The organism is Luteolibacter sp., from assembly GCF_039920825.1.
GTDB lineage: Bacteria > Verrucomicrobiota > Verrucomicrobiia > Verrucomicrobiales > Akkermansiaceae > Luteolibacter.
On sequence record NZ_JBDSCX010000014.1, the window covers coordinates 75,958 to 96,712 of the forward strand.

The 20,755-nt window shown below is 59.2% G+C and carries 18 protein-coding genes; 12 read left to right on the forward strand and 6 right to left on the reverse strand.

The features are described 5' to 3' along the window. Positions 1–56: 56 nt before the first annotated feature. The 11 genes from hisA to ABIQ96_RS03570 all read left to right on the forward strand — a co-directional run bounded on the left by hisA (position 57) and on the right by ABIQ96_RS03570 (position 10,497). Positions 57–827: a phosphoribosylformimino-5-aminoimidazole carboxamide ribotide isomerase gene (hisA, locus tag ABIQ96_RS03520; protein WP_348213165.1), complete on the forward strand. Its 771-nt coding sequence runs from the start codon at positions 57–59 to the stop codon at positions 825–827. 90 nt (positions 828–917) lie between these two features. Further along, the gene (locus ABIQ96_RS03525; protein ID WP_348213166.1) at positions 918–1,703 is read left to right on the forward strand and encodes a hypothetical protein; all 786 of its coding nucleotides are present in this window, start codon (positions 918–920) and stop codon (positions 1,701–1,703) included. A 13-nt stretch (positions 1,704–1,716) separates the two neighbouring features. Continuing rightward, entirely contained in the window at positions 1,717–2,499 is a 783-nt protein-coding gene (locus tag ABIQ96_RS03530) for a hypothetical protein (RefSeq protein WP_348213167.1), read from the forward strand. A gap of 210 nt (positions 2,500–2,709) precedes the next feature. Next, complete coding sequence (locus ABIQ96_RS03535) at positions 2,710–3,732, forward strand: thiamine pyrophosphate-dependent dehydrogenase E1 component subunit alpha (RefSeq protein ID WP_348213168.1); 1,023 nt, start codon at positions 2,710–2,712, stop codon at positions 3,730–3,732. Beyond that, the gene (locus tag ABIQ96_RS03540) at positions 3,729–4,694 is read left to right on the forward strand and encodes a transketolase C-terminal domain-containing protein (protein ID WP_348213169.1); all 966 of its coding nucleotides are present in this window, start codon (positions 3,729–3,731) and stop codon (positions 4,692–4,694) included. Before ABIQ96_RS03535 ends, ABIQ96_RS03540 begins: the two co-directional genes overlap by 4 nt. 32 nt (positions 4,695–4,726) lie before the next feature. Then, positions 4,727–5,962 (forward strand): 2-oxo acid dehydrogenase subunit E2, encoded by a 1,236-nt coding sequence (locus ABIQ96_RS03545; RefSeq protein WP_348213170.1) that lies wholly within the window; start codon positions 4,727–4,729, stop codon positions 5,960–5,962. Positions 5,963–5,981: 19 nt separating this feature from the next. Continuing rightward, positions 5,982–6,620 carry a redox-sensing transcriptional repressor Rex gene (locus ABIQ96_RS03550; protein WP_348213171.1) on the forward strand — a complete coding sequence of 213 codons (639 nt, stop codon included), beginning with the start codon at positions 5,982–5,984 and terminating at the stop codon, positions 6,618–6,620. Between the two features lie 82 nt (positions 6,621–6,702). Continuing rightward, positions 6,703–7,224, forward strand: coding sequence for a sigma-70 family RNA polymerase sigma factor (locus ABIQ96_RS03555; protein ID WP_348213172.1), 522 nt, complete (start codon positions 6,703–6,705; stop codon positions 7,222–7,224). 25 nt (positions 7,225–7,249) lie between these two features. After that, positions 7,250–8,488 carry a hypothetical protein gene (locus ABIQ96_RS03560; protein ID WP_348213173.1) on the forward strand — a complete coding sequence of 413 codons (1,239 nt, stop codon included), beginning with the start codon at positions 7,250–7,252 and terminating at the stop codon, positions 8,486–8,488. A 64-nt stretch (positions 8,489–8,552) separates the two neighbouring features. Next, positions 8,553–9,458 carry a YihY/virulence factor BrkB family protein gene (locus ABIQ96_RS03565; protein ID WP_348213174.1) on the forward strand — a complete coding sequence of 302 codons (906 nt, stop codon included), beginning with the start codon at positions 8,553–8,555 and terminating at the stop codon, positions 9,456–9,458. A 10-nt stretch (positions 9,459–9,468) separates the two neighbouring features. Beyond that, complete coding sequence (locus ABIQ96_RS03570; protein WP_348213175.1) at positions 9,469–10,497, forward strand: 3-deoxy-7-phosphoheptulonate synthase; 1,029 nt, start codon at positions 9,469–9,471, stop codon at positions 10,495–10,497. A gap of 114 nt (positions 10,498–10,611) precedes the next feature. Here the strand turns inward: ABIQ96_RS03570 and ABIQ96_RS03575 are convergent, their stop codons facing one another. Continuing rightward, positions 10,612–11,730, reverse strand: coding sequence for an aldo/keto reductase (locus tag ABIQ96_RS03575; RefSeq protein ID WP_348213176.1), 1,119 nt, complete (start codon positions 11,728–11,730; stop codon positions 10,612–10,614). A 106-nt stretch (positions 11,731–11,836) separates the two neighbouring features. Then, positions 11,837–12,715, reverse strand: coding sequence for an S-methyl-5'-thioadenosine phosphorylase (gene mtnP, locus ABIQ96_RS03580; protein WP_348213177.1), 879 nt, complete (start codon positions 12,713–12,715; stop codon positions 11,837–11,839). 135 nt (positions 12,716–12,850) lie between these two features. On the opposite strand from mtnP, the gene ABIQ96_RS03585 reads away from it, so the two are divergent. After that, entirely contained in the window at positions 12,851–15,619 is a 2,769-nt protein-coding gene (locus ABIQ96_RS03585) for a family 78 glycoside hydrolase catalytic domain (RefSeq protein WP_348213178.1), read from the forward strand. A 40-nt stretch (positions 15,620–15,659) separates the two neighbouring features. Here the strand turns inward: ABIQ96_RS03585 and ABIQ96_RS03590 are convergent, their stop codons facing one another. From ABIQ96_RS03590 to ABIQ96_RS03605, 4 genes are all read right to left on the reverse strand, one after another. Further along, positions 15,660–16,220 carry an rRNA adenine N-6-methyltransferase family protein gene (locus tag ABIQ96_RS03590; protein WP_348213179.1) on the reverse strand — a complete coding sequence of 187 codons (561 nt, stop codon included), beginning with the start codon at positions 16,218–16,220 and terminating at the stop codon, positions 15,660–15,662. A 59-nt stretch (positions 16,221–16,279) separates the two neighbouring features. Next, the gene (locus tag ABIQ96_RS03595; RefSeq protein ID WP_348213180.1) at positions 16,280–17,065 is read right to left on the reverse strand and encodes a DUF1080 domain-containing protein; all 786 of its coding nucleotides are present in this window, start codon (positions 17,063–17,065) and stop codon (positions 16,280–16,282) included. 98 nt (positions 17,066–17,163) lie between these two features. Continuing rightward, a complete protein-coding gene (locus tag ABIQ96_RS03600; RefSeq protein ID WP_348213181.1) occupies positions 17,164–17,640 on the reverse strand; it encodes a hypothetical protein in 477 nt (158 codons plus the stop codon). 502 nt (positions 17,641–18,142) lie between these two features. Then, on the reverse strand, positions 18,143–20,755 hold a 2,613-nt coding region (locus ABIQ96_RS03605; RefSeq protein WP_348213182.1), incomplete at its 5' end, for an alpha-L-fucosidase.

Here is a 20,755-nt window from a genome sequence, read left to right on the forward strand (position 1 = left end):
TCCTAATGATGCTTGCACCAGCCAGCTCTACATTCGAGAACTTATTCCCGTCCAATATGACCCATTTCCGCCCCTGCATCGACCTCCACCAAGGCAAGGTGAAACAAATCGTCGGCGGCAGCCTGCGCGACGACGGCGCGGGGCCGACGGAAAATTTCGTTTCGGACAGGCCTGCGGGTTGGTTCGCGGGATGTTTTCGTGACGATGCGTTGACCGGCGGCCACGTGATCAAACTCGGCCCGGGAAATGACGAGGCGGCCCGCGAGGCACTCTCTGCGTGGCCGGGTGGCTTACAGATCGGCGGCGGGATCAACGAGAGCAATGCGGCGGAGTGGCTGGATGCCGGGGCGAGCCATGTGATCGTGACTTCGGCCCTGTTTGATGCGGACGGAAAATTTCTGCAGAATGCGTTGCGCTCACTGGTGGAGAAAATCGGCAGGGACAAGCTGGTCATCGACCTCTCCTGCCGCACGATGCCTAGCGGATGGACGGTGGCGATGAACCGTTGGCAAACGCCAACGGAACTGGCCGTGGATCACGCGACGCTCGATCGCCTCGCGCCCTTTTGTGATGAGTTCCTGATCCATGCGGCGGATGTCGAAGGACTGTGCCGTGGAATCGATGCGAAACTCGTCGCCCATCTCGGAAGTTGGGGTAAAATCCCGATCACCTATGCGGGTGGAGCGGCGACCATGGCGGATCTGTTACTGGTCGAGCAGGCCGGGCATGGCGCGGTCGATGTGACGGTAGGTAGCGCGCTGGACCTTTTCGGCGGGAAAGGTTTGTGTTACAAGGATCTGGTGGCTTGGAACGGCCGTGCGGAATGAGCGCGGAATCATGAGAGGGAGGCGAGGAACGAGAAGTATATCCGATTGCCGATGCTCTGGCGATGGAGTTTGCTAGAGAGGCCTTTTCCCATGAAAAAGATATCCGCGTGGGCTGTCCTGTTATTTTCCGGGATTGGTGCGCTTACGTTGTTCGGGCAGCCTGGCGTCGATCTGGCGCTCGAAGAGTTCGCCTCAAACGACCAAGGGGTTTCTGGTCCAAAAACAACGAGGGCGAGCCGGAAAGAAGATGTGAGCTATTTCCTTCTCGAAAACGGCGCGAATACGGAAATTTTCGTCAGCAGGCCCGACCTGATTTCGGATGGCATTTGGATTTTATATCAGATGTCCGCCGACGGTGGTGGATCGATTCAAAAGGTGGGCATTGCGGAGCTGAATTCTTCGACCTTGCGGTTGGCCGATCGGGACGGCGTACACGGCTATTATGAGTATCATCACGGAGGAGCAGGCAAAGGAACCCTGACGTTCAACTCATTCGACGGCAAGAGGCAGCTCGTAGCGTCCTGGGAAGGCGAAATCAGTCCGGGAGGTGCTGACAAAGCGCTTTACGACAGCATCTACGCAGGCGAATCCAACAAGCCGCAGATCAGCTCCAGGTCCGTCAGCTCCATTCTCCTGAATCTATCAAATCGCGAGGCGCTGAAGAGTCCGGAAAGGCCCGGCAAACGGAGCGATCAGGACTCCCCTGCCCCTTCGGGTATGGATGCCCGTTCGGAAAAGGACAAAACTGGGCATTCACATAACGCGGGGGGATCGTCGGACCTTGCCCGGGCAGGACCGTGGATCGTCGCGCTTTTTCTAGCCGCAATCGTGGTTATCATCTGGCAACGGCGGGAATCGGGGAATAAAGACAGATGATCTCAAATTGAAAATGACGATGTTTAAATGCCTTCCGGTTTCAGTCGCAGCGGTCTTTCTTCCAGCAGGACAGATTCCCGCAGCCTCGCAGGCGCAACCTGACGCCAGGGCTGCGGAAAATGAGGATGCCTCCGCCGGCTGGGAGGCGGAGCGGTACTACATTCCGGATGAGGGCGTCCGCGAAGGAGAAATGATCATTTCGATGTCTGCGGACATTGATGGTGATGGAACCGTGGAAAAACTTGTCACCACGAACTATCAGAGAAACGGCAAATATGGCAACATGTGGACGGTTTACGACGCTGCGGGCGGGCGTTTCAAGGAACTTGGCGACCTCCAGTTTGACTGGGACATTTGCGGCATTTTTGTAGAACAGGGTTTCGACACCTCCCCCCGGCTTTATTCCTTACAACGGCAGGGAAATTCCTTGGATCTCATCGCCTTTTCAATATCCGAAGGAAAGGTCATCACCGAGACAGCGAAATCGGGCGTCGATTTTTCACAATATTTCGAGATGATGAAGGCGAATCCGGCCGTGACGAGAACACGGGCCGCCGACGAGGTTTACAATCTGTATACGAGAGACCACGTCAACCAATTGGTGATGACCGCAGAAGAGGGCCGGACGGCGAAAACAAAAGTCACGAACCATCCGGCCAACACCCCTCCCCGACAGATCGCCGGTGGCGATTCTTCCGTTACTGGCAGGGTTCCGGACAGGATTCGGTTTTCGGTTGCCGCCGGTATCCTATCACTCCTGGCGATCTTCCATTATCTGCGCGGGAAACCGAGGTGACGTCTCGGGTCCGGAGGGACTGCTGGAGCCCGAACCAGCATGTCCGCCCTCCCCGAGTGAGGAGCCATTGGAAAAACGTCCTGGCGGGTGCCCGGATACACCAGATGGAGGCCGGTTTTGGCCATAAACTTAAAGGTTCATGAGTTTTCGGGAAAGCGGTTGCAGGTTTCCCGCGCACTGTCTTAGGCTCTCGCCGTGCCGCACTTGGATATGCAACCTTACGCCGACGGAGTGGTGATGAACCGCGATTTCCTGAGGTCGGTGTTTCACTCAATGCTGCGGGCGAGGATCTTGGAAAACAAGCTTTCGAGCCTCTACAAAGCGGGGAAAATCGTCGGCGGCGTCTATCTCGGACGCGGTCAGGAAGCGGTCAGCGCGACGCTCGGCACCTCCCTGATCCAAGGCACGGATTTTTTCGCCCCGCTGATCCGCGACCAGGCCGGACGCACGGCATTTGGTGAGCCGTTGATCGATTGCACGCGAACTTACCTCGGCTCGGTCGAGGGCCCGATGCGGGGCCGCGACGGCAACATCCACCGCGGCCGCCCGAGTGTCGGCATGCCGGCGATGATTTCCCACCTTGGGGCCCAAGTACCGCTGATCGCGGGCATGCTTTTCGCGAAGCGGCTGCAAGGCACTCTCACCGGACGCGTCGGCGCGACCTGCATCGGGGACGGTGCTACTTCGACCGGGGCATTTCACGAAGGTCTGAACCTCGCGGCGGTCGAACGGTTGCCGATGGTGATCGTGGTAGGAAACAATCAATTCGCCTATTCGACGCCCAACAACCGGCAATTCGCCTGCGCGGATCTGGTGGAGAAAGCCCGCGGTTATGGCGTCGGCGGATTTTCAGTGGACGGAACGGATTTGATGGCCTGCGCGTCGGTAATCGGCGAGGCGGTCAGACGCGCCCGGGATGGCGGCGGACCGCAGATGGTCGTCGCGAGACTGCTGCGCCTATCAGGTCACGGCGAGCATGACGACGGCTCCTACGTCCCGGCCGAAATCCGCGGCGGCCACTACGGCCGCGACTGCATCGAGGTCGCGATGCGCCAACTCGTGGAAAACAACCTCGCCACGGTGGAAGAAATTCTCGCCTGGCAGGATCAATTCGCCGAGGAAGTCCAGCGCGCCGTGGCCCAAGCCCAGCAGGAGGACGTGCCGGATCCCTATCAGGAAATTTGGACCGCGCTTTCCACCCGGTTTCCCCTTTCCCAGCCAAATTTCCAGTGAGTGTGACCTACATCGACGCCATTCGCGAGGCTCAGGAAAAGCTCCTGCGCGAGGACAACCGCGTGTTTCTCTACGGCCAGGACATCGCCACCTTCGGCGGCGCGTTCAAGGCAACCAAGGGTCTTGCCGAACAATTTCCAGACCGCGTTTTCGACGCGCCGATTTCCGAAGATGCGATGATCGGCATGGCGGTCGGTGCGGCCATCGAAGGCATGAGGCCGATCGTGGAAATGCAGTTCGCGGATTTCTCGTCGCTGGCGTTCAACCAGATCATCAATCAGGCGGCGACGCACTTCTATCGGACCGGAGTTCCGATCCCGCTCACGGTGCGCCTGCCCTCCGGTGGCACTCCCGGCTCTGGCCCTTTCCACAGCCAGAGCATGGAGGGAATCTATGCCCAGTATCCCGGCCTGGTGGTCCTAACACCAGCAACGGTATCGGACGCCTATCACATGCTGTTGGACGGCGTGGCGCTGGATGACCCGGTCATTTACTGCGAGCACAAGTTTCTCTATCGCTGGCTCAAGGCAAAGTCGATCAATGGCGACCACCTGCCCATCGGCCAAGCGCGGATCACCCGCCCCGGCAAGCATGCGACGGTCGTCGCGTATAGCGCGATGGTCCACGAAGCGGTTCGCGCGGCGGATCGTCTCGCTCAGGACGGTTGGGAAATCGAAGTGGTTGATCTGCGTTCCGTGAAGCCGCTTGATCTCGACACGATCCTCGCCTCGGTCGCCCGTACGGGACGTTTGTTAGCCGTCGGCGAGGCCTTCCCATGGGGTGGCGTCACGGCTGAAGTCGTTTCCCGGGTGACGGAAGAAGGATTTCACCTGCTCGATGCTCCGCCGCAGCGGCTGAACGCCCGCGACACGCCAGTCCCCTATCATCCGAAACTCTGGGCCGCCCACCGCCCGACGCCCGAGTCCATCTGCGAGGCGCTCCGCAAACTGCTTTCTTTCTAACTTATTTCCCGGAACACCGACCGCTTACCGCCATGCCCACCGTTCCCATCCTCATGCCCCAGCTCGGCGAATCCATCGCCGAAGCCACCATCATCCGCCTCGGCGTCGCGGTAGGCGATACCGTCCGCACAGATCAGGAAATCATCGAGGTGGAAACGAACAAGGCGGTGATGGGCGTCACCACGCTCTGCGACGGCGTCGTGTCCGAGCTGCGTGCACAGGAAGGAATTTCCTACTCGGTCGGAACGCTGTTAGGTTTGCTCGACGTGACGGAGGAGGAAATCGCCCGCACCGGCGTGGAGTCGCTGGAGGCCATCGAGGCGAAACGTGTGGCCAGCAACTCCGCCAATCCTTCCCAAGCGGAGGCGAATCTCCATTTCGCCCTCGATGACGACGCCTACGAAGAAGCTCCTGCCGTGGTTCCCAGCGTGAAAGGACTTCCCGTTCCAACAGGAGTCCTCGGAGCCCACTACATTTCCCCGCGGATGCGCGCACGGATGGACGACCTCGGCATCCGCGAGGCGGACATTTCAGCCATCGTCGGGACCGGCGCCGGTGGCCGCGTGACGGTGGAAGACCTCGAACGGTTCCTCGACTATCTCGACGCCTGGCCGAGCTCGCAGGCCTCGCCGATGCGTCTCGCCGTGGCCGACGCCATGCGCCGGAGCTGGACCCGGCCGCTCGCGACCGTTGGCCTCCCGATCCTGCTAGACCGCCTGCTGGATCACCGCCGCGCCCAGTCACCGAAACCCGGTCTCACCCTCTATCTGCTCCGCGCGCTCGCTCTCGCCTTGACCGAAAATCCAACGACCGCCGGTTATCTGATCGGCGACAAGGTGGTCCACCCCCGCTCATTCGACATTGGAGTCGCGGTGCAGGTCGAGGATGGCGTGGTCGTCCCTGTCGTTAGAAAAGTGGATCAAAAACCGCTGAGTGAACTCGTCGCAGAATATGATGATCTCGTGGACCGCGCACGCCGCCGTCGGCTTACCGAGCAGGATTGCAGCGGAGGCATCGCCACCGTGACCAATTTCGGCACCTTCGGACTCACCATCGGCACTCCCATTCCGCTTCCTAACGAAACTCTGATCCTCGGCATCGGTGCCGGGGTGAAGAAGCCTGTCTGGAGCGATCAGGTCGAAGCATTTTTACCCGCCACCGAAGCCGATCTGCTGCTCACCTTCGACCACCGCGTCGTCGATGGCGGCGGTGCGGGAGTTTTGCTGAACCGGGTTGCATCCCTGCTCCAGAAGCCGGATAGTCTTTGAGAAATTCCCAAAATCCACCGTGGAAAATTCCGACAAAATCGGGAAGATCGATATCCCGAAAAAAGCGATCTACCGGCTCTCCATCTATCACCGGTGTCTGCAGAAATTGCATGACAACGGCGTGGATACCGTGAGTTCGACGACGCTTGCCCGCGCCGCCGGGGTCAAGCCGGCGCAGCTTCGCAAGGATCTCGCCTACTTCGGGCAATTCGGCACGCGCGGCCTCGGTTACCCGGTTGACATCCTGTCCACTACGATCCGGGAAACACTGGGTCGCGAGCACCTCCAACCGGTCATCCTCGTCGGAGCGGGAAATCTCGGTTCCGCGCTTCTTCGCTATCATGGATTCGAAAAAGAGGGCTTCGAGGTGGTCGCCGCCTTTGACGCGAATCCGGAAGCCACTCGTGCGCGTGGGGTCACCATCCCCGTTTTCCCCGACTCCGATCTGGAAGAGTTCATCGCCACGAAGTCCGTGAAGCTGGCGATCCTCTGCGTCCCTGTCGAATTCGCCCAAGCCGTGGTCAACCGCTTGGTCGCCGCCGGCATCCAAGGCGTCCTGAATTTCTCACCCATCGTTCTCGAGGTCACTCCCGACGTCACGGTGAACAATGTCGATCTCGCCTTGGAGCTCGAACACCTCAGCTATTTCATCCGCTGACATGCCGGAAAGTTCCGAAAATAATTCTAAAATCTCATCGGTCCCGCCCGTTGATACCGGGAGTCCGGTCGCTCCTGAAGAAATGAAGCTCACCCCGGCTGCCCGGGAGAAATTCATCGAGCAGGCGATCACGGACCACGAATCGTCCCTCATCGGCTATGCATCCACCATCCTCCACGATACCGACCTCGCCCGCGACGTGGTGCAGGACACGTTCGTGCGGTTGTGCCAGCAGGACATTTCAAAAGTCAGGGAGAACCTCAAATCGTGGCTGTTCACCGTTTGCCGGAACCGCGCGCTCGATCTTCTCCGCAAGGACAAGCGCACCCAGCCGCTCGAGGATATCCGCTGGAAAAAAGTCGCCGGGCCGGGTCTCCAGCCGGACGAGCAATCCGTCCATGACGAAAAGATTTCCCGGGTCATGGGCTACATGGACCGCCTCACCGAAAAGCAGCGCGAGGTCATCATTCTCAAATTCCAACAAGGACTCAGCTATCAGGACATTCACAAAATCACCGGACTCACCACCGGCAACATCGGCTTTCTGATCCACACCGGCCTCAAGCGCCTGCGTGAAATCATCCCCGACGACCTGCGGAGCTGATCCGCAGGTCCCCAAACTAACCGCCATGAAACTCCATCCCGAAGATCCTCGCCTGACCGCCTTTGTGCTCGGCGAGCTTGGACCCGACGAGGCCGCCGCTGTGGAGCAGGCCATCGCCGCGGACCCGGCTCTACAGGCCGAAGTCAGCGGTATCCGGAGCGTCCAGGAATTCCTAACCGAGCGCCTCGCGGTCACTGGCGACAAGCTGACTCCGGCCCAGCGCGAAAACGTCCGCCGCAATGCGCGCAGCTCTTCCCGTCCTTCCGGAATCATTTCGTTCGCATCCCTGCAAGCTTGGCTAATCCCTGCCGCCGCGGCCGCCGTGCTCGCCATCACCACTTACATTTTCTTCACCATGTCCGGTGAATTCGGGAAAACCACGGCAGCGAACAAGCCAGCACCGGTTTCCGATTCTCCAGTTCCCGCACCCGGCCCGGCCCCCATCATCACGCCTCCTCCAGCGGAGGCGAAGACCGTCGTTCCATCCGCAGTCGCCAGGCAGGGCGCGGTTACCCCGGCGGATTTTCCGACCCTCGAATTGCCTGTTAGCTACGGAAAATCCAGTCTGGAGGTGGTTTCCAATTCGATCCGGACCGATGCGAAACTTCCGCCGCACGAAGCGGTCCGGCTGGAGGAGATCCTCAACAACTTCCCGCTCCGCCTGAACGGTGTCGCCTCCATCGCGAGAAGCTCAGCTAACAACTGGCATCCGGACAACCGTGACAGCGGCATGAGCGCCCACGTCGCCACGCTTTCGTCCGAACTCATCGCGTGCCCATGGAAACCTTCCGCCTCGCTGCTTCTGATCTCGCTGCGGGGAAATTCACAGAAGCAAAGCGACGTCAAAATCACCTTCCACGCGAATCCCCAAACCGTCCTGCGCTATCGGCTTCTGGGTTTCAATCCGGTTGCGGGCGTCACGACCGGCCCACTTCCCGGAAATCTCCCCGCAGGCGCCGTGATCAATCTCGCCGTGGAAATCGAGCCGTCCGCATCCGGCGGGAATCTCGGTTCCTTGGAATGGTCCGCCGACGGTACGGCAGCGCCAACTGTTTCCCTGATTCACAACAAAGACACCGAGCCCTCCGATGACGCCCGCTTCGCGGCCTTGGTCTGCACCTTTTCCCAGTGGCTCGCCGGCGAGCAAACCGGAATCATCGATGCGGAAGTCGTAGCCGCTCTCGCACGCGAAATCGCCTCGTCCAATCTGCCACCGGACCGTGCGGATTTTCTCAGTCTGATCGACAAGTCGCTGCACTTGTAAGTCGCGGCGACGGATCGGGATTTGGATTTGCAGGAATCTCTTCCCCCGTCCAAACTTCCGCCCGATGGAAAAACGACCGCCGAAAATCATCCGGTTCGCCAGCCGGGTGCTGCGCGACTTTTTCCTGCGAAACCACGGGATGCTGCTGACGGCGGCGGTTGCTAACAACATGATGCTCTCGCTGATTCCCCTGTCGGCCGTCTTGGTGGTGCTCTTTTCGCATTTCATCGACCCCGCGCAATTGATGGAATCCATTTCGATCGAAGTTTCGCTCATCGCTCCCGGCTTCGCCCCCACGCTCAACGAGGTGCTAACAGGATTCCTCCAGACCCGGCAGCTCATCGGCTGGCTGGGGCTCGGTTCGCTGGTGATCTTCAGCTCGTTCGCCTTCCGCGTGTTGGAGGACGCCTTCGCCATTATTTTCCACCAGCCGCTCCCCACGCTGAAACGCAAATTCTGGGTGTCCGCGCTGATGCCGTATTTCTTCATCCTCATCGTCGCTGCCGGACTGATCGCAATCACCACAATCAACGCGGTCATCGATGCGCGGAGCTTTAAAAACTCCATGTTTTCCGGTGTCGACGTGTTGCTCCAACGCCACCTCAGCCAGATCATCTACACGACCGGGGTTCTGGGACTGGTGCTGCTGTTCACGCTTTTCTACAAGATCATGCCGGTCGCCAAGATCCCGTTGAAACGCGCGTTGATCGCCGGACTCACCACGACGATTCTCTGGGAAATCGTCCGGCATGTGCTGGTCGCCTACTACACGAAAGTCTCCTCCGTAAACGTGATCTACGGCTCGATGGCCACCATCATCATCGTGCTGCTGATCATGGAAGCCATCGCGTTGATCATTTTGTTAGGTGCTCAGATCATCGCCGATCTCCAGCGCAGCGCGGACGCCGGTCTTGCCTGGCACGAGGATCCCGAAACCCTGCCGGAGCCTGTCACCCAGCGGCCCATCTGATTTCCCCACCATGCAACCTGTCAGCGACATCCACGTCAGTTCCAATCTGGCCCTCCCCACTCCGATCGAGCTTCTCAACCGGATTCCCCGCAGCGAAAGCAACGCGGATTTCGTCGTTAGAAGCCGTCGGGAAATCCGCGACATCATTTTCGGAAACGATCCGCGGCTGCTGGTCATCGCCGGTCCCTGCTCGATCCACGATACAGCCGCCGGTCTCGAATATGCCGAACGCTTCGCCAAACTCGCGGATCAGGTGAAGGACGACATGCTGCTGGTCATGCGCGTCTATTTCGAGAAACCGCGGACCACGGTGGGCTGGAAAGGCCTGATCATGGATCCACGCCTCGACGGCAGCAACCGGATCGAGGAAGGCCTGCAGGTCGCGCGACAATTCCTGCTGGATGTGTTGAATCTCGGTATTCCGACCGCCACCGAACTGCTGGATCCGATCACCCCGCAATACATCGCCGACCTGATCTGCTGGTCGGCCATCGGCGCGCGCACCACCGAATCCCAGACCCACCGCCAGATGGCCAGCGGACTCTCAATGCCGCTCGGATTCAAGAACGGCACGCTCGGAAATCTGGAACCCGCGATCAACGCCATCAAAGCCGCGACACACCCGCAGACTTTTCTTGGCGTCGGCATGGACGGCCGCGCTTCCGCCGTTACCACCACCGGAAATCCCGATTGCCACATCATCCTGCGCGGCGGCGACAGCGGACCTAACCACGACGAGCAAAGCGTGAAAACGACCCGCGAGTTGCTGGTGAAAAGCGGGCTGAAGCCCGCCATCATGATCGATGCGAGTCACGGTAACTGCCGCAAGGATCACCTTCTGATGCCAGCCGTCTTCGAGGAAATCGTCCGCCAGCGGAAGGCCGGTGACACCTCGATCATCGGTGCCATGTTAGAGAGCAATCTCGTGGCCGGAGCACAGAAATTCCCGCAGCCGCTCGATCAGCTCGTTTACGGTCAGAGCATCACGGATGCGTGTATTGATTGGGAAACCACCGTCGCCCTGATTGCGGGAAAGTAAGGAGGCGGGACACTCCTGTCCCGCTGGCCAATGGGGAGCGAAAGGAACCGAGCGAACGATACCGCGCTTTCGCATTTCATTGGCCCGGCGGACAGGAGTGTCCGCCCTCCTTATTTACCACTCGGAACCAAGCCCGTTGCGCCCCGCGAGCTCCAACAGGTCCTCCCGCATCGGCCATTCGTCAGGGCGTTCGCTGGTTTCGTGGCGTTTGCTGGCGCCTTTCAACGTCATGCAGCCGGTATTGTCGCCGATCTGGCGGATGGAATCGACTTCCTCGGCGGTAAACCTAACGTCCGGCAGTTTCGCGAAATCGCGGATCTTGTCTTCGATCAAACGCGCACCTTCGCCAGCTTCCTGGATGAATGTCGGCACCACGCTTTCGACAGCAGGATGGCTGAGGTTCCAAATGCAGGCGAACTGAAGGAGCGTTAGATTGTATTTCTCCGCAAGCGGGCGCATGCGGTCGGCCTTTTCCATGCCGTGTTTCACCCAGCCTTCCGGCCGATAGGTGCGGTGGTCGCCGGGCTTGAAGCTGTGCTCGGGGCCGCCGATGTCGTCATGGAATACACCGCCATAATCGACGACGCGGGTCATCACCTTGACGCCGTGTTTCTCACAGACCGGCAGGGTGAGTCCGACGGGCCAAGGCTCGAGCGGATTGAGAATGAGCATCGACCAGTCGATGAGGTGGCCGAATTTTTCGAGACAGTAAACGAGATCTAACGAAAAACCGTTTGCCGGGCCGGGGGCGATGCCGAGACGGTCGGTGAGGCCTGAGGTTTTAGCGGCTTCGAGCGCCTGCCAGAGCGGCTCGCTGGTGTAGCCGAGTTCGTCCGGATTATGTAGCATCAGCAGGTCGAATTTGTCCGCACCGCAGCGTTCGAGCTCTTTGGCGCAGGCCATGTTGATGAATTCAGCATAACCTTCGGGACCGCGCAGTGCGGGCGAAGTGAAGCGCGGGTAGCCCTGGCTGCCCTGGCGCTGGCCTTCGTAGAAATCGTGGCCGATCATCCCGACGAGGCTGTAGGTGGAACGGTCAATCCCTTTAAGCGCGACGCCTAGCAGCTCGTCGGCCTTGCCGTTTCCATAGACATCGGAAGTCACGAACGTACGAATTCCGGCCTCGTAGGCGGTCTGGATGCATCCGATGAAGCGCTCCTCGGAAAGGGTTTCTCCAAAGTGCATGAAGCGTCCGCCGCTCCAGGTGCCGTATGCTGTTGTTGTGGGTTCCATGATGGGAAATCGGGGTCGCCACTGAGTATGCCGACGACGCCTGAGGGTCAATACCAAGCAATGCGCGTCATTTCCGATTTTCTCGTCATCAACCGTGATCGCCGGTTCAACTGAAGCGGCCGAGGATCGGTGCGAGATTCGTCGCGGTTTGTTCCGGCCATTGGGACCTCGCCGTGAAAATCGCGGTGTCGAGCGCACGGTGCGCCGGACTGTTCGGTGTTTCCGGAATGAGGCCGACGACGCTTCGGATGATCTGTTTCGCCATGGCGCTGTTGGCGTGCAGATTCTCGATGACGGCATCGACTTCCACGGCGATTTCATCCTCTTTCCAGCAATCGTAGTCGGTCACCAAAGCCAATGCCGACGCCGCGATTTCCGCTTCGCGGCAGAGCCGGGCCTCTGGACCATTCGTCATGCCGATGATGTCGGCACCGATCATCCGATGGAAATTCGCCTCGGCACGGGTGGAAAACGCCGGACCGTTCATGCACAGGTAGGCCCCGCCATCGTGGACTTTCGGAGCGAGCGAACGGGCCGCCGCAAGCAAAAGACCGCGCAACTCGCCGCAATACGGATCGGCGAAACCGACGTGAGCGGCGATGCCATTTCCGAAAAACGTATGCTTCGCCGCAGTCCCGGTGCGGTCGATCAATTGGTCCGGCACGACGATGTCGCGCGGTGCCAATTCCTCACGCAAGCTCCCGACCGCCGTCACCGAAATCAGCCAGCGAACTCCAAGGGAACGCAGCGCCCAGATATTCGCACGGTGGTTAATTTCATGCGGCAGAATCCGGTGTCCCACTCCATGCCGCGGTAGAAAGCAAACGCGCCGCCCACCGATGCGACCGGTGACGACCTTGTCCGACGGATCACCGAACGGAGTCCGGATCGCGAGCTCCGAAATGTCCTCGAAGCCCTCCATTTCATAAAGTCCGCTGCCGCCCACCACGCCGATGGCTGGCTCGTTCGCCGGTTCCGATGTCATGCGCGAGCAATAGGCCGCCGGAGCCCCGCAGGCAAGGGCACATCACCGTGAATTCGGGAGTGACCGCTTGCAAAAACATCCCTCAAATCATCGTTTGTGAATGCCTTTCAGCATTCTGAAAATCCAGTGCCGCTCATGAAACCCTTGCTTCTTCTGTTCAGCCTTCTCCTCCCGCTGCTCGCCGACGTTCCGCTCCCTAACCAACTGGGGTGCGAGTATCACTCTTCTCCGTTGGCGATCGCCACTTCCACACCGCGTTTTTCCTGGAAAATCATGTCTTCGGATCGCAAGGCGCGCGATCTCCATCAGACGGCGTATGAGATCCAGGTCGCCCGCGAGGCGGATGGATTCAATGGCAAGCCGCTCTGGTCATCCGGAAAAACATCGTCCGCCGCTACCGGCCAAATCGAATACCGCGGCTCCCCTCTCGTCTCCCGCGACCGGGCTGTGTGGCGCGTCCGCGTGTGGGGAGACGGAGACGAAGCATCGCCATGGAGCGAACCCGCATCGTTCGGCGTCGGATTGTTAGAGCGTGAGGATTGGAGCGCCTTGTGGATCAGCTCGAAGGATGACCACGCGTTCACCACTAAGGAGAACATCCAGAACTTCATCGGTGATCCGCAGCGGGGAAGCCTCGTGATGACTCCGGCGAAATATTTCCGCAAGGAGTTTGAAACTTCTCCGGTCGTGCGTGCCACCATCCACGCTACTGCTCTCGGCGTTTACACCCTCGAAGTGAACGGCCACCGCGTTTCCGATGAATGTCTGGCTCCGGGATGGTCGTCCTATCATCATCGGATCCATTCGCAGACTTACGACGTGACGAGTCTCATCCGCGAGGGGAAAAACGCCATCGGCGCGACACTCGCCGACGGTTGGTATGCGGGCTACGTCGCCTACGGTCTGCTTACGGGCCAAGAGGGATTGGTCCCGGGAATCAACGGGCGATACTACTATGGAATCTCACCGGCAGTTAGAGTTCAGCTTGAAATCGAGTTGGCCGATGGCAGCCGTAAAACCATCATCACGGATCCGACTTGGAAAGCCTCACTCGGCCCGATCACGGAGAGCGACATTCTGATGGGCGAATCCTATGACGCCCGCAAGGAACTCACCGGTTGGTCCACCGCAGGATACGACGACTCGAAATGGGTGGATGCCGTTTGCAAAACCGGCAGCGATTCCAAGATCGAACCCCATCCCGGAGTTCCCGTCCGCCCGATCGAGGAAATGCCTGCGAAAACAGTTCGCGAGCAGAAGCCCGGCGTTTTCATTTTCGATCTCGGACAAAACATTTCCGGAGTTGTCAGGCTCAAGGTGAAGGGTAAAGCCGGTGAAAAGGTCACCATCCGATACGCCGAAGTGCTGCATAACGACGGACACCTCAGCACCGAGAACCTCCGCTGCGCCCGCGCGGTCGATACCTACATTCTGAAAGGTGATCCTGCCGGAGAATCATGGACGCCGGAGTTCACCTATCATGGTTTCCAATACGTCGAGCTCACCGGATTTCCCGGCACGCCCGGCCTCGATGCGATCACCGGTATCGTCATTCATTCCGACACGCCGAGGCACGGGAGCTTCGAATGTTCGGACCCGATGCTCAACAAGCTCTATCAGAACATGATCTGGACCCAGCGTGCGAATTTCTTCGAGATGCCGACCGACTGCCCGCAGCGCGACGAACGCATGGGCTGGACCGGCGACGCGCAGGTCTATGTTCGCGCCGCCACTTTCAATGCCGACATCGCCTCATTCTACACCAAGTGGCTGCGGGATCTCAATGACGATGCATGGGACTACGGTGCCTACCCCGCTTATGCCCCGCGTCCGCTCGCACGGCCTAACGAACACCACGCCGCGGGCTGGATGGACTCGGGAGTGATCTGCCCGTGGACGATTTGGCAGGTCTACGGCGACACCCGCGTGATTTCCGAACACTGGCGGAAAATGAACGATTTCATGGAATGGCGCGCCGCCCGAGATCCGGAACTCAAGGGAGCCATCGATGACTGTGGCTTTGGCGACTGGCTTTCGGTCGGTGAGGTGAAGACGCCGATTCCCTTCATCGATCTCGCCTATCATGCCTACGACGCGCAACTGATGTCGGAAATGGCCACAGCGATCGGCAATGCCGCCGATGCCGAAAAATACAAGGCGTTGGCCGAGAAAGTCCGCGCGGCTTTTCAAAAAGCCTATCTTCAGCCGGACTCGAAACTCTCCATCCACAATCAATCCGCCTACGCCATCGCGCTGTTTTTCGACCTGATCCCGGCCGACAAGCGCGACGCCGCGTCCGCCCATCTCGCCGATCTGGTGAAGGAAAACGGCAACAAGATGACCACCGGATTTCTCGGCACACGTCCTCTGCTCCCCGCTCTATCAGCCAGCGGCCATCACGATCTCGCGGGCATCCTCATGCAGCAGCACGAATACCCGAGCTGGGGCTATGAGGTGAACAACGGCGCGACCACCATCTGGGAACGCTGGAACTCCTACATCAAGGGCAGCGGCGTCCACGAGCCGAGCATGAATTCGTTTTCCCACTACGCGTTCGGCGCCGTTTGTGAATGGATGTTCGCGGATCTGGCGGGAATTGATCGCGCCGCCCCCGGATTTGATCGGGTAAAAATAGCACCGCGTCCTACCGGCACGATCACTCATGCGTCGGCCTCGATGGAAACGCGGCATGGCAAACTCGCCTGTTCGTGGAGAATCGACGGCGAAAAATTCCATGTGGAGATCATCGTCCCGCCAAACACTACGGCCGATGTCACTCTTCCCGTGAAAGGCACGATTACGGAAAACAATGTGGATCTGATCCTTTCGAAGGGAATCCACAGTCATCAGGACAACCGCCTCACTCTCGGCTCCGGCAGCTATCAATTTGAAGCAGCCTACTAGGCAGCGACCGAAAACCGTCGGGAATCACCCGGGAAACCTGCTAGACAAGGACCGCCTTGCGAAGTTCAAGCACCTTGATCGGCGGGACATTCAGGATGCACTGCTCGCTGCGCGACAGATCGAAAAGCTCGTGATCGGAAATCAGCGTGGACACCTGATAGGTGATGAACACGGTCTCAGGCCCCATGCTGACGGCAATATTGGAAAGCAGCCGTTCGCGCAGATTCCGCTCCATGATGGTGAAGGGAATTCCGGAGTAGATGTAGTCCGGGTGGGTAATACCGAGATTTTCCAGTGTCTCCACAAGGTGGAGCGCGTCGGCTTGGACAACGATGACACGCTTGTCGCCGGCGAACTGCTTTTTCAAATGAGCCGCGAAGTGTTCGTCGAGCTCGATGAGGATGAGTTTCGAGTCCGCGTTCATCCGGCGGACGATCTGGCGGGTATGGCAGCCTTCGCCGGGACCGAGCTCGATGACGACCCGTGGCTTCGAGAAATCAATGCGCTTTGCGGTTTTTCGTGTGAGGAACCCGGAACTTGGAACGAGGTAGCCAACACGGATGGGATTCGCGATCAAGCGCTTGAAGAAAAGAAGGCTCATAGGATTTGCTGTGGGAGTAAAGCGGCGGAGGGGGCATCCGTCGAGCACGAGATTCAGGATCAAGGCGCTTCTAGGGATTTAAGTTCAATATTACGAAACCAAACCGGCTGTCCTTCCGCTTGAAGAGCAATGTAGCCGTAATTGAGGATTTTCGGGGCACCGGCTTTCAACAGGTCGGTCGCGGGAGCCATTTCATCCCGTGGATCGAGTTGCGGCCGTTGATAACGCAGCACTTCCACTCCGTTGATGCGGTGGATGACCTCGTCGCTGCCGTGGACTTCGACCTCGACCTTTACCCATTCTTCAGGAGGGAACGTCGGCGCGGTGGATTCGATGATGTGTTGGGTAACGAGTTTGCCTTCGAGTTCGAGGTTGGTGCCGGGGGTGCAGACGTTGGCTGTGCCGCGTTTCCCCTTCCCTTCGTCGGCGAGAAATTGGACTTCCATGCTTGAGGGAAATCCCTGGTTGAGCCCCATACTCTGCGGCGACTGCGCGTGGATCATCACGCCGCTGTTGAAATTCACGTAGTTCGGGGCGTCGGGCATCATTTTCCCGATGAAGCGGTATTCCATCCGGAGAATGTAGTGGGAATAGGCGATGTTGGTGAAGAGATGGCCATACTGGGAATTGAATTTCCCGTAACCGTCGTAGGAAACCTTGATGATTCCGTCATCGACCTTGAAGGTGTCGGCGAAATTCTCGCCCGACGGATGGCCGGAAATTTTCGGCGTCCAGCCGTCGAGGTTTTTGCCGTTGAACAGCGGCACCCACGGCTGCTCCGCCATGACGGTTGGGATCAGGATGAAAACCGAGGCGATGCTAAACAGGGATTTGAAGGAGATCATGGATTGCCAAAGAGCTATCCGTTTTAATCGGGATTGCCAAGAGATCACTGGATCCGTTTCAAAAGACCGTCGGCGAGCCTCGACATTCCGTCGTCTGCTCATTTCTCCTCCGCCTTTTTCGCGAGCGCGGCCTTGATTTGATCGACGAATTCCTGGTCCTGGCGGCTCAGCTTGTCCAAAGCGACTTCCACTGGCTTTTTGTTCACCAGAAGGCGGATCCTGCCGTTACGCACGACCGTGGGATGAGCCGGAGGTGCCGGCATCACCGGTTCGGCAGAACCTTTGGGAGCTTCGGCGACGAGGTCTTCGAAGGCGATGAGCTTGGCCTCGAGCGGCTTGCCATCCACGCTGGTCCAGAATCGGCTGTCGAAAAGCACAATATGGGTGACGTAGCGTACCTTCGGATTGGCCTTTTCCCCGGGATCCACCGTGGCCCCAGGATCGAGTCCGCCACCCACAGCACGTGTCTTGAATGTCTTTGGAGTAACCGTCGGATTACCCGGCAAATCCATCTGCGCCCGGACTGCCGAGGTAGTGAGCAGGGCAACGACGGTCAGCGGGAAGCAAATCCTCATGACAGGAAAATGGTCTCATCTTGGAAATCCACAATCTTCAATTCGGATCCCAATCAAATGTCGGGGCGTCTTTTCGCCGAAACGCAGAATTTCCGTTGGCTCTGCCCCCCCAACCGAATTGTAGTGGATTCCATTACAGAAAAATCAGGATTCCTACTATTGCACGATTGCATCGGACGCAACCTGTCGTATCGTCGCGCATCATGGATTTGTTCCCATTCCCAGAGGCTGACTCAGCCACATTGATCCCCTTAAGCGACCATCGTCTTCTGGTAACGCCTCTTTTGTATTTTCCTCATGTTACGGATGCGGGAAGACTGTCCGGAAATCCGGTAGCTTCCCACACGGCGGATTGTTGCCGCGCCTCGTCCACCATCGTCGCCCGGATAGATTCGGGCGGTGTGATGGACCGGACCATTGGTTTATCCTCGGTAAGTTCGGTCGGGTGAACTTTGGGAAGCTTGCCGTGCCGCCCTCGCCAGGGAAATCGAGCGCCCGTCCTTCATGGCTCCAAGCGGATGCGGTAAAAGATTTTGCCCGTTTCAGGACGGATGGTCGGGCACTCGGCCGTTCCGGAAACACCCGAAATGATCCCTTCATCGGTCCAACTCGAAAGATCGATGGATTTCTGAACCGTAAACAACACCCCGGCTGCGCTGGGCCATTGAAGCAGGCCGGTGGAGCCGAGTGTGGCGCTGAAACGCTTCATCGGATCGTTCGGATCGAGCCCGAGACGCTGCTCGGTGATGTTGTTCGTGCCATCGCCGTCCGGATCTCCATCAGATCCTTGGGAAAGCGAGCCGAAATGTGTGGTTTCCCAGGAATCGAGCAAACCGTCACCATCGCTATCAGACGGACCGATGGACCTCAGGACATAGGCATTGTAGCCGGCTGGAAAATTGGCTTCTCCGGTGGTGTTCCGGGCGAAGAAATCTTGATAGCCCGACGAATCCGCGACAAAGGTGCCTATGACCGAACAGCTCTGGCTGCCAAGAAATGACTGCGACGCGTGGCCGAGGCCGTCGTGAAGCAACTGCCCCCGCGTGGAACTCGTTGATCGATCATCCGAACAGAAAATTTGAATCTGATAGATATATCCCCGCGTCAGCGGAGCACCGGCGGCACCGGTCACGCGCAGGGCCATGTCGGTGGCTCCGGGGGCGGGGCCGGGGTCGGTGTTTTCCCATGCGGAGCCATCGAGGACCGACTCAAAAGCGGCGGATACCGTGGTTCCGGCGGCATTGAACAAGGTAGTGGTGGTTTGTTTGCCACCGGCACCGGAGACCACTTTTGCCTCTTCACCGGAGACGAGACCGGAGAAGGCATTGCTGGCGGCGCGGTTCGCAAAGTTGATGGATGAGGCGCCCACGGTGACGCTGACGTTTCCCGAGCTCCGGAAGTTTCCCGCATGGACAAAGGTGCCATTCAAGCTGATGTCGGAATCCGAAGTGACCGTGACGGGCGATTGCCAGGTGACTCCCGCGCTTGCCGCCACGGCGGCGATGGTGACATTGCTGAAGACCGCTTGGTTGAGCAGGCTGCTGCTCAGGCTGCAGACGGCCATGCCGATGTACACGTCATTCGTCATGGAAATGGTGGTGGATCCTAGCAGGCTCCACTGGGATCCGTCCGCGGACTGATAGGCGGTGATGGCGGAGCCGAGGCGGGTGAGTTTTACCCAGTAGGGAGCGTTGATGCCGGTGATGTTGCCGACGCCTGTGGAGGAGCCCCCGGTGGTGGTGCGCTGCTGGAGCGCGGTGCCATTGGATGGGGAAACGTAGGCGATGGCGTATTTCGAATTCGTGTTGAGCGTTTCGCGGATCATCACACCGGCCTTGGCCCAGCCAGCGGTGTTCCGCATGCTTTGCACGCGGGCGGTGATCGTGCCATTTCCAGAGAGCGGTCTGAATACGTAGCGAAATTGATCGGAGGTATTCCAAATGTCCGCTCCGGAGCCTTTCACCAGATGATAACTCGCGGACGCATCGTGATCCCCCGTCGCGCCGGTGGCTCCGATATCCTGCGTCTGCCAGGTGGAGGCGATGGCTAACAATCCGACGGCGTATTCCGAATCCGCAGATGCGTTGCCATCCTTGTTAGCGATGACGACATAGTAATACGGTGTGTTCCCGGAAACTTGGGCATCGACATAGGTCGGCGCGGCAAGTCCGGTGGCGATTTCCGAGTAGGGACCGGTTGGCGACAAAGCTCGTTTGACGGAAAAGGTAACACCGGTATCCGACGAGGACCAATTAAGCGCGATGGTGCCACCCGAATCCGTGGCGTTGAGGCTTGTCGGCGGATTGGTCTTGATGATGGCGGCGGGGCCGATCTTGAAGCAGACGGACGTCTGGAACGGCATGGAGGCCGGGCAGGTGATGGCGAGGTCGGTCGCAGTCTGATTCCAGGTAAGAGCCCCGGCGTTTCCTAGCAACTCCACGGAGGTGATGGGTGCTCCCAGTGTGCCGTCGCCAGTGCCGAGCGACGGGAGCGTGAGCTGGGCTCCGGCGGCAGGCACGGTCATGCAATAGGCGTAGAGGAAACCGTCCGCTCCCACGGTGTAGCGAAAGTCGGAGGTGGTGAAGGTCTTGTTGGCTTGCGAGTTGCCGAGGGCGCCGGTGGGCAGCACGTTGGTGCCTTCGCCATATTTGAGCCACGCGCGGCTGCCGTAGATGCCGGCGCTGTTGATGTTCATCCAATTTCCGACGGCCTGGAGTTGCGTCACGCTGCCGGGGTCGAGGGAGCCGTCGGGTTTGAGGGCGATGCAGATGGCGGCGGCACCGTCGCGGGAGACGCACTCTAGCAGGTAGCGGATGACCATGCCGGGGCTGTAGTTGAAGCCGGTGTTGTAGAACCAATCGCCGACGGGGACCTCTCCGATCCACGGCTGGTCGGTCTTGATGGCGGAGGGGTAGGTGTTTTCGAAGGTGTTAACAATGCCGCGGTTGTTAGGATTGAACTTGACGATGCCGAAGGTGTCGAGGGTGCCGCGGCGGGCCAGGGTGCGGTTGAAATAATGGGCGAGCACGCGCTGCATGGCGTCGCATTTGTAGCCGGAGCCGCTGGCGTAGCCGGAGAACGGCTGGGTGGAGTTGCCGTCGGTGTAGATGAAGTC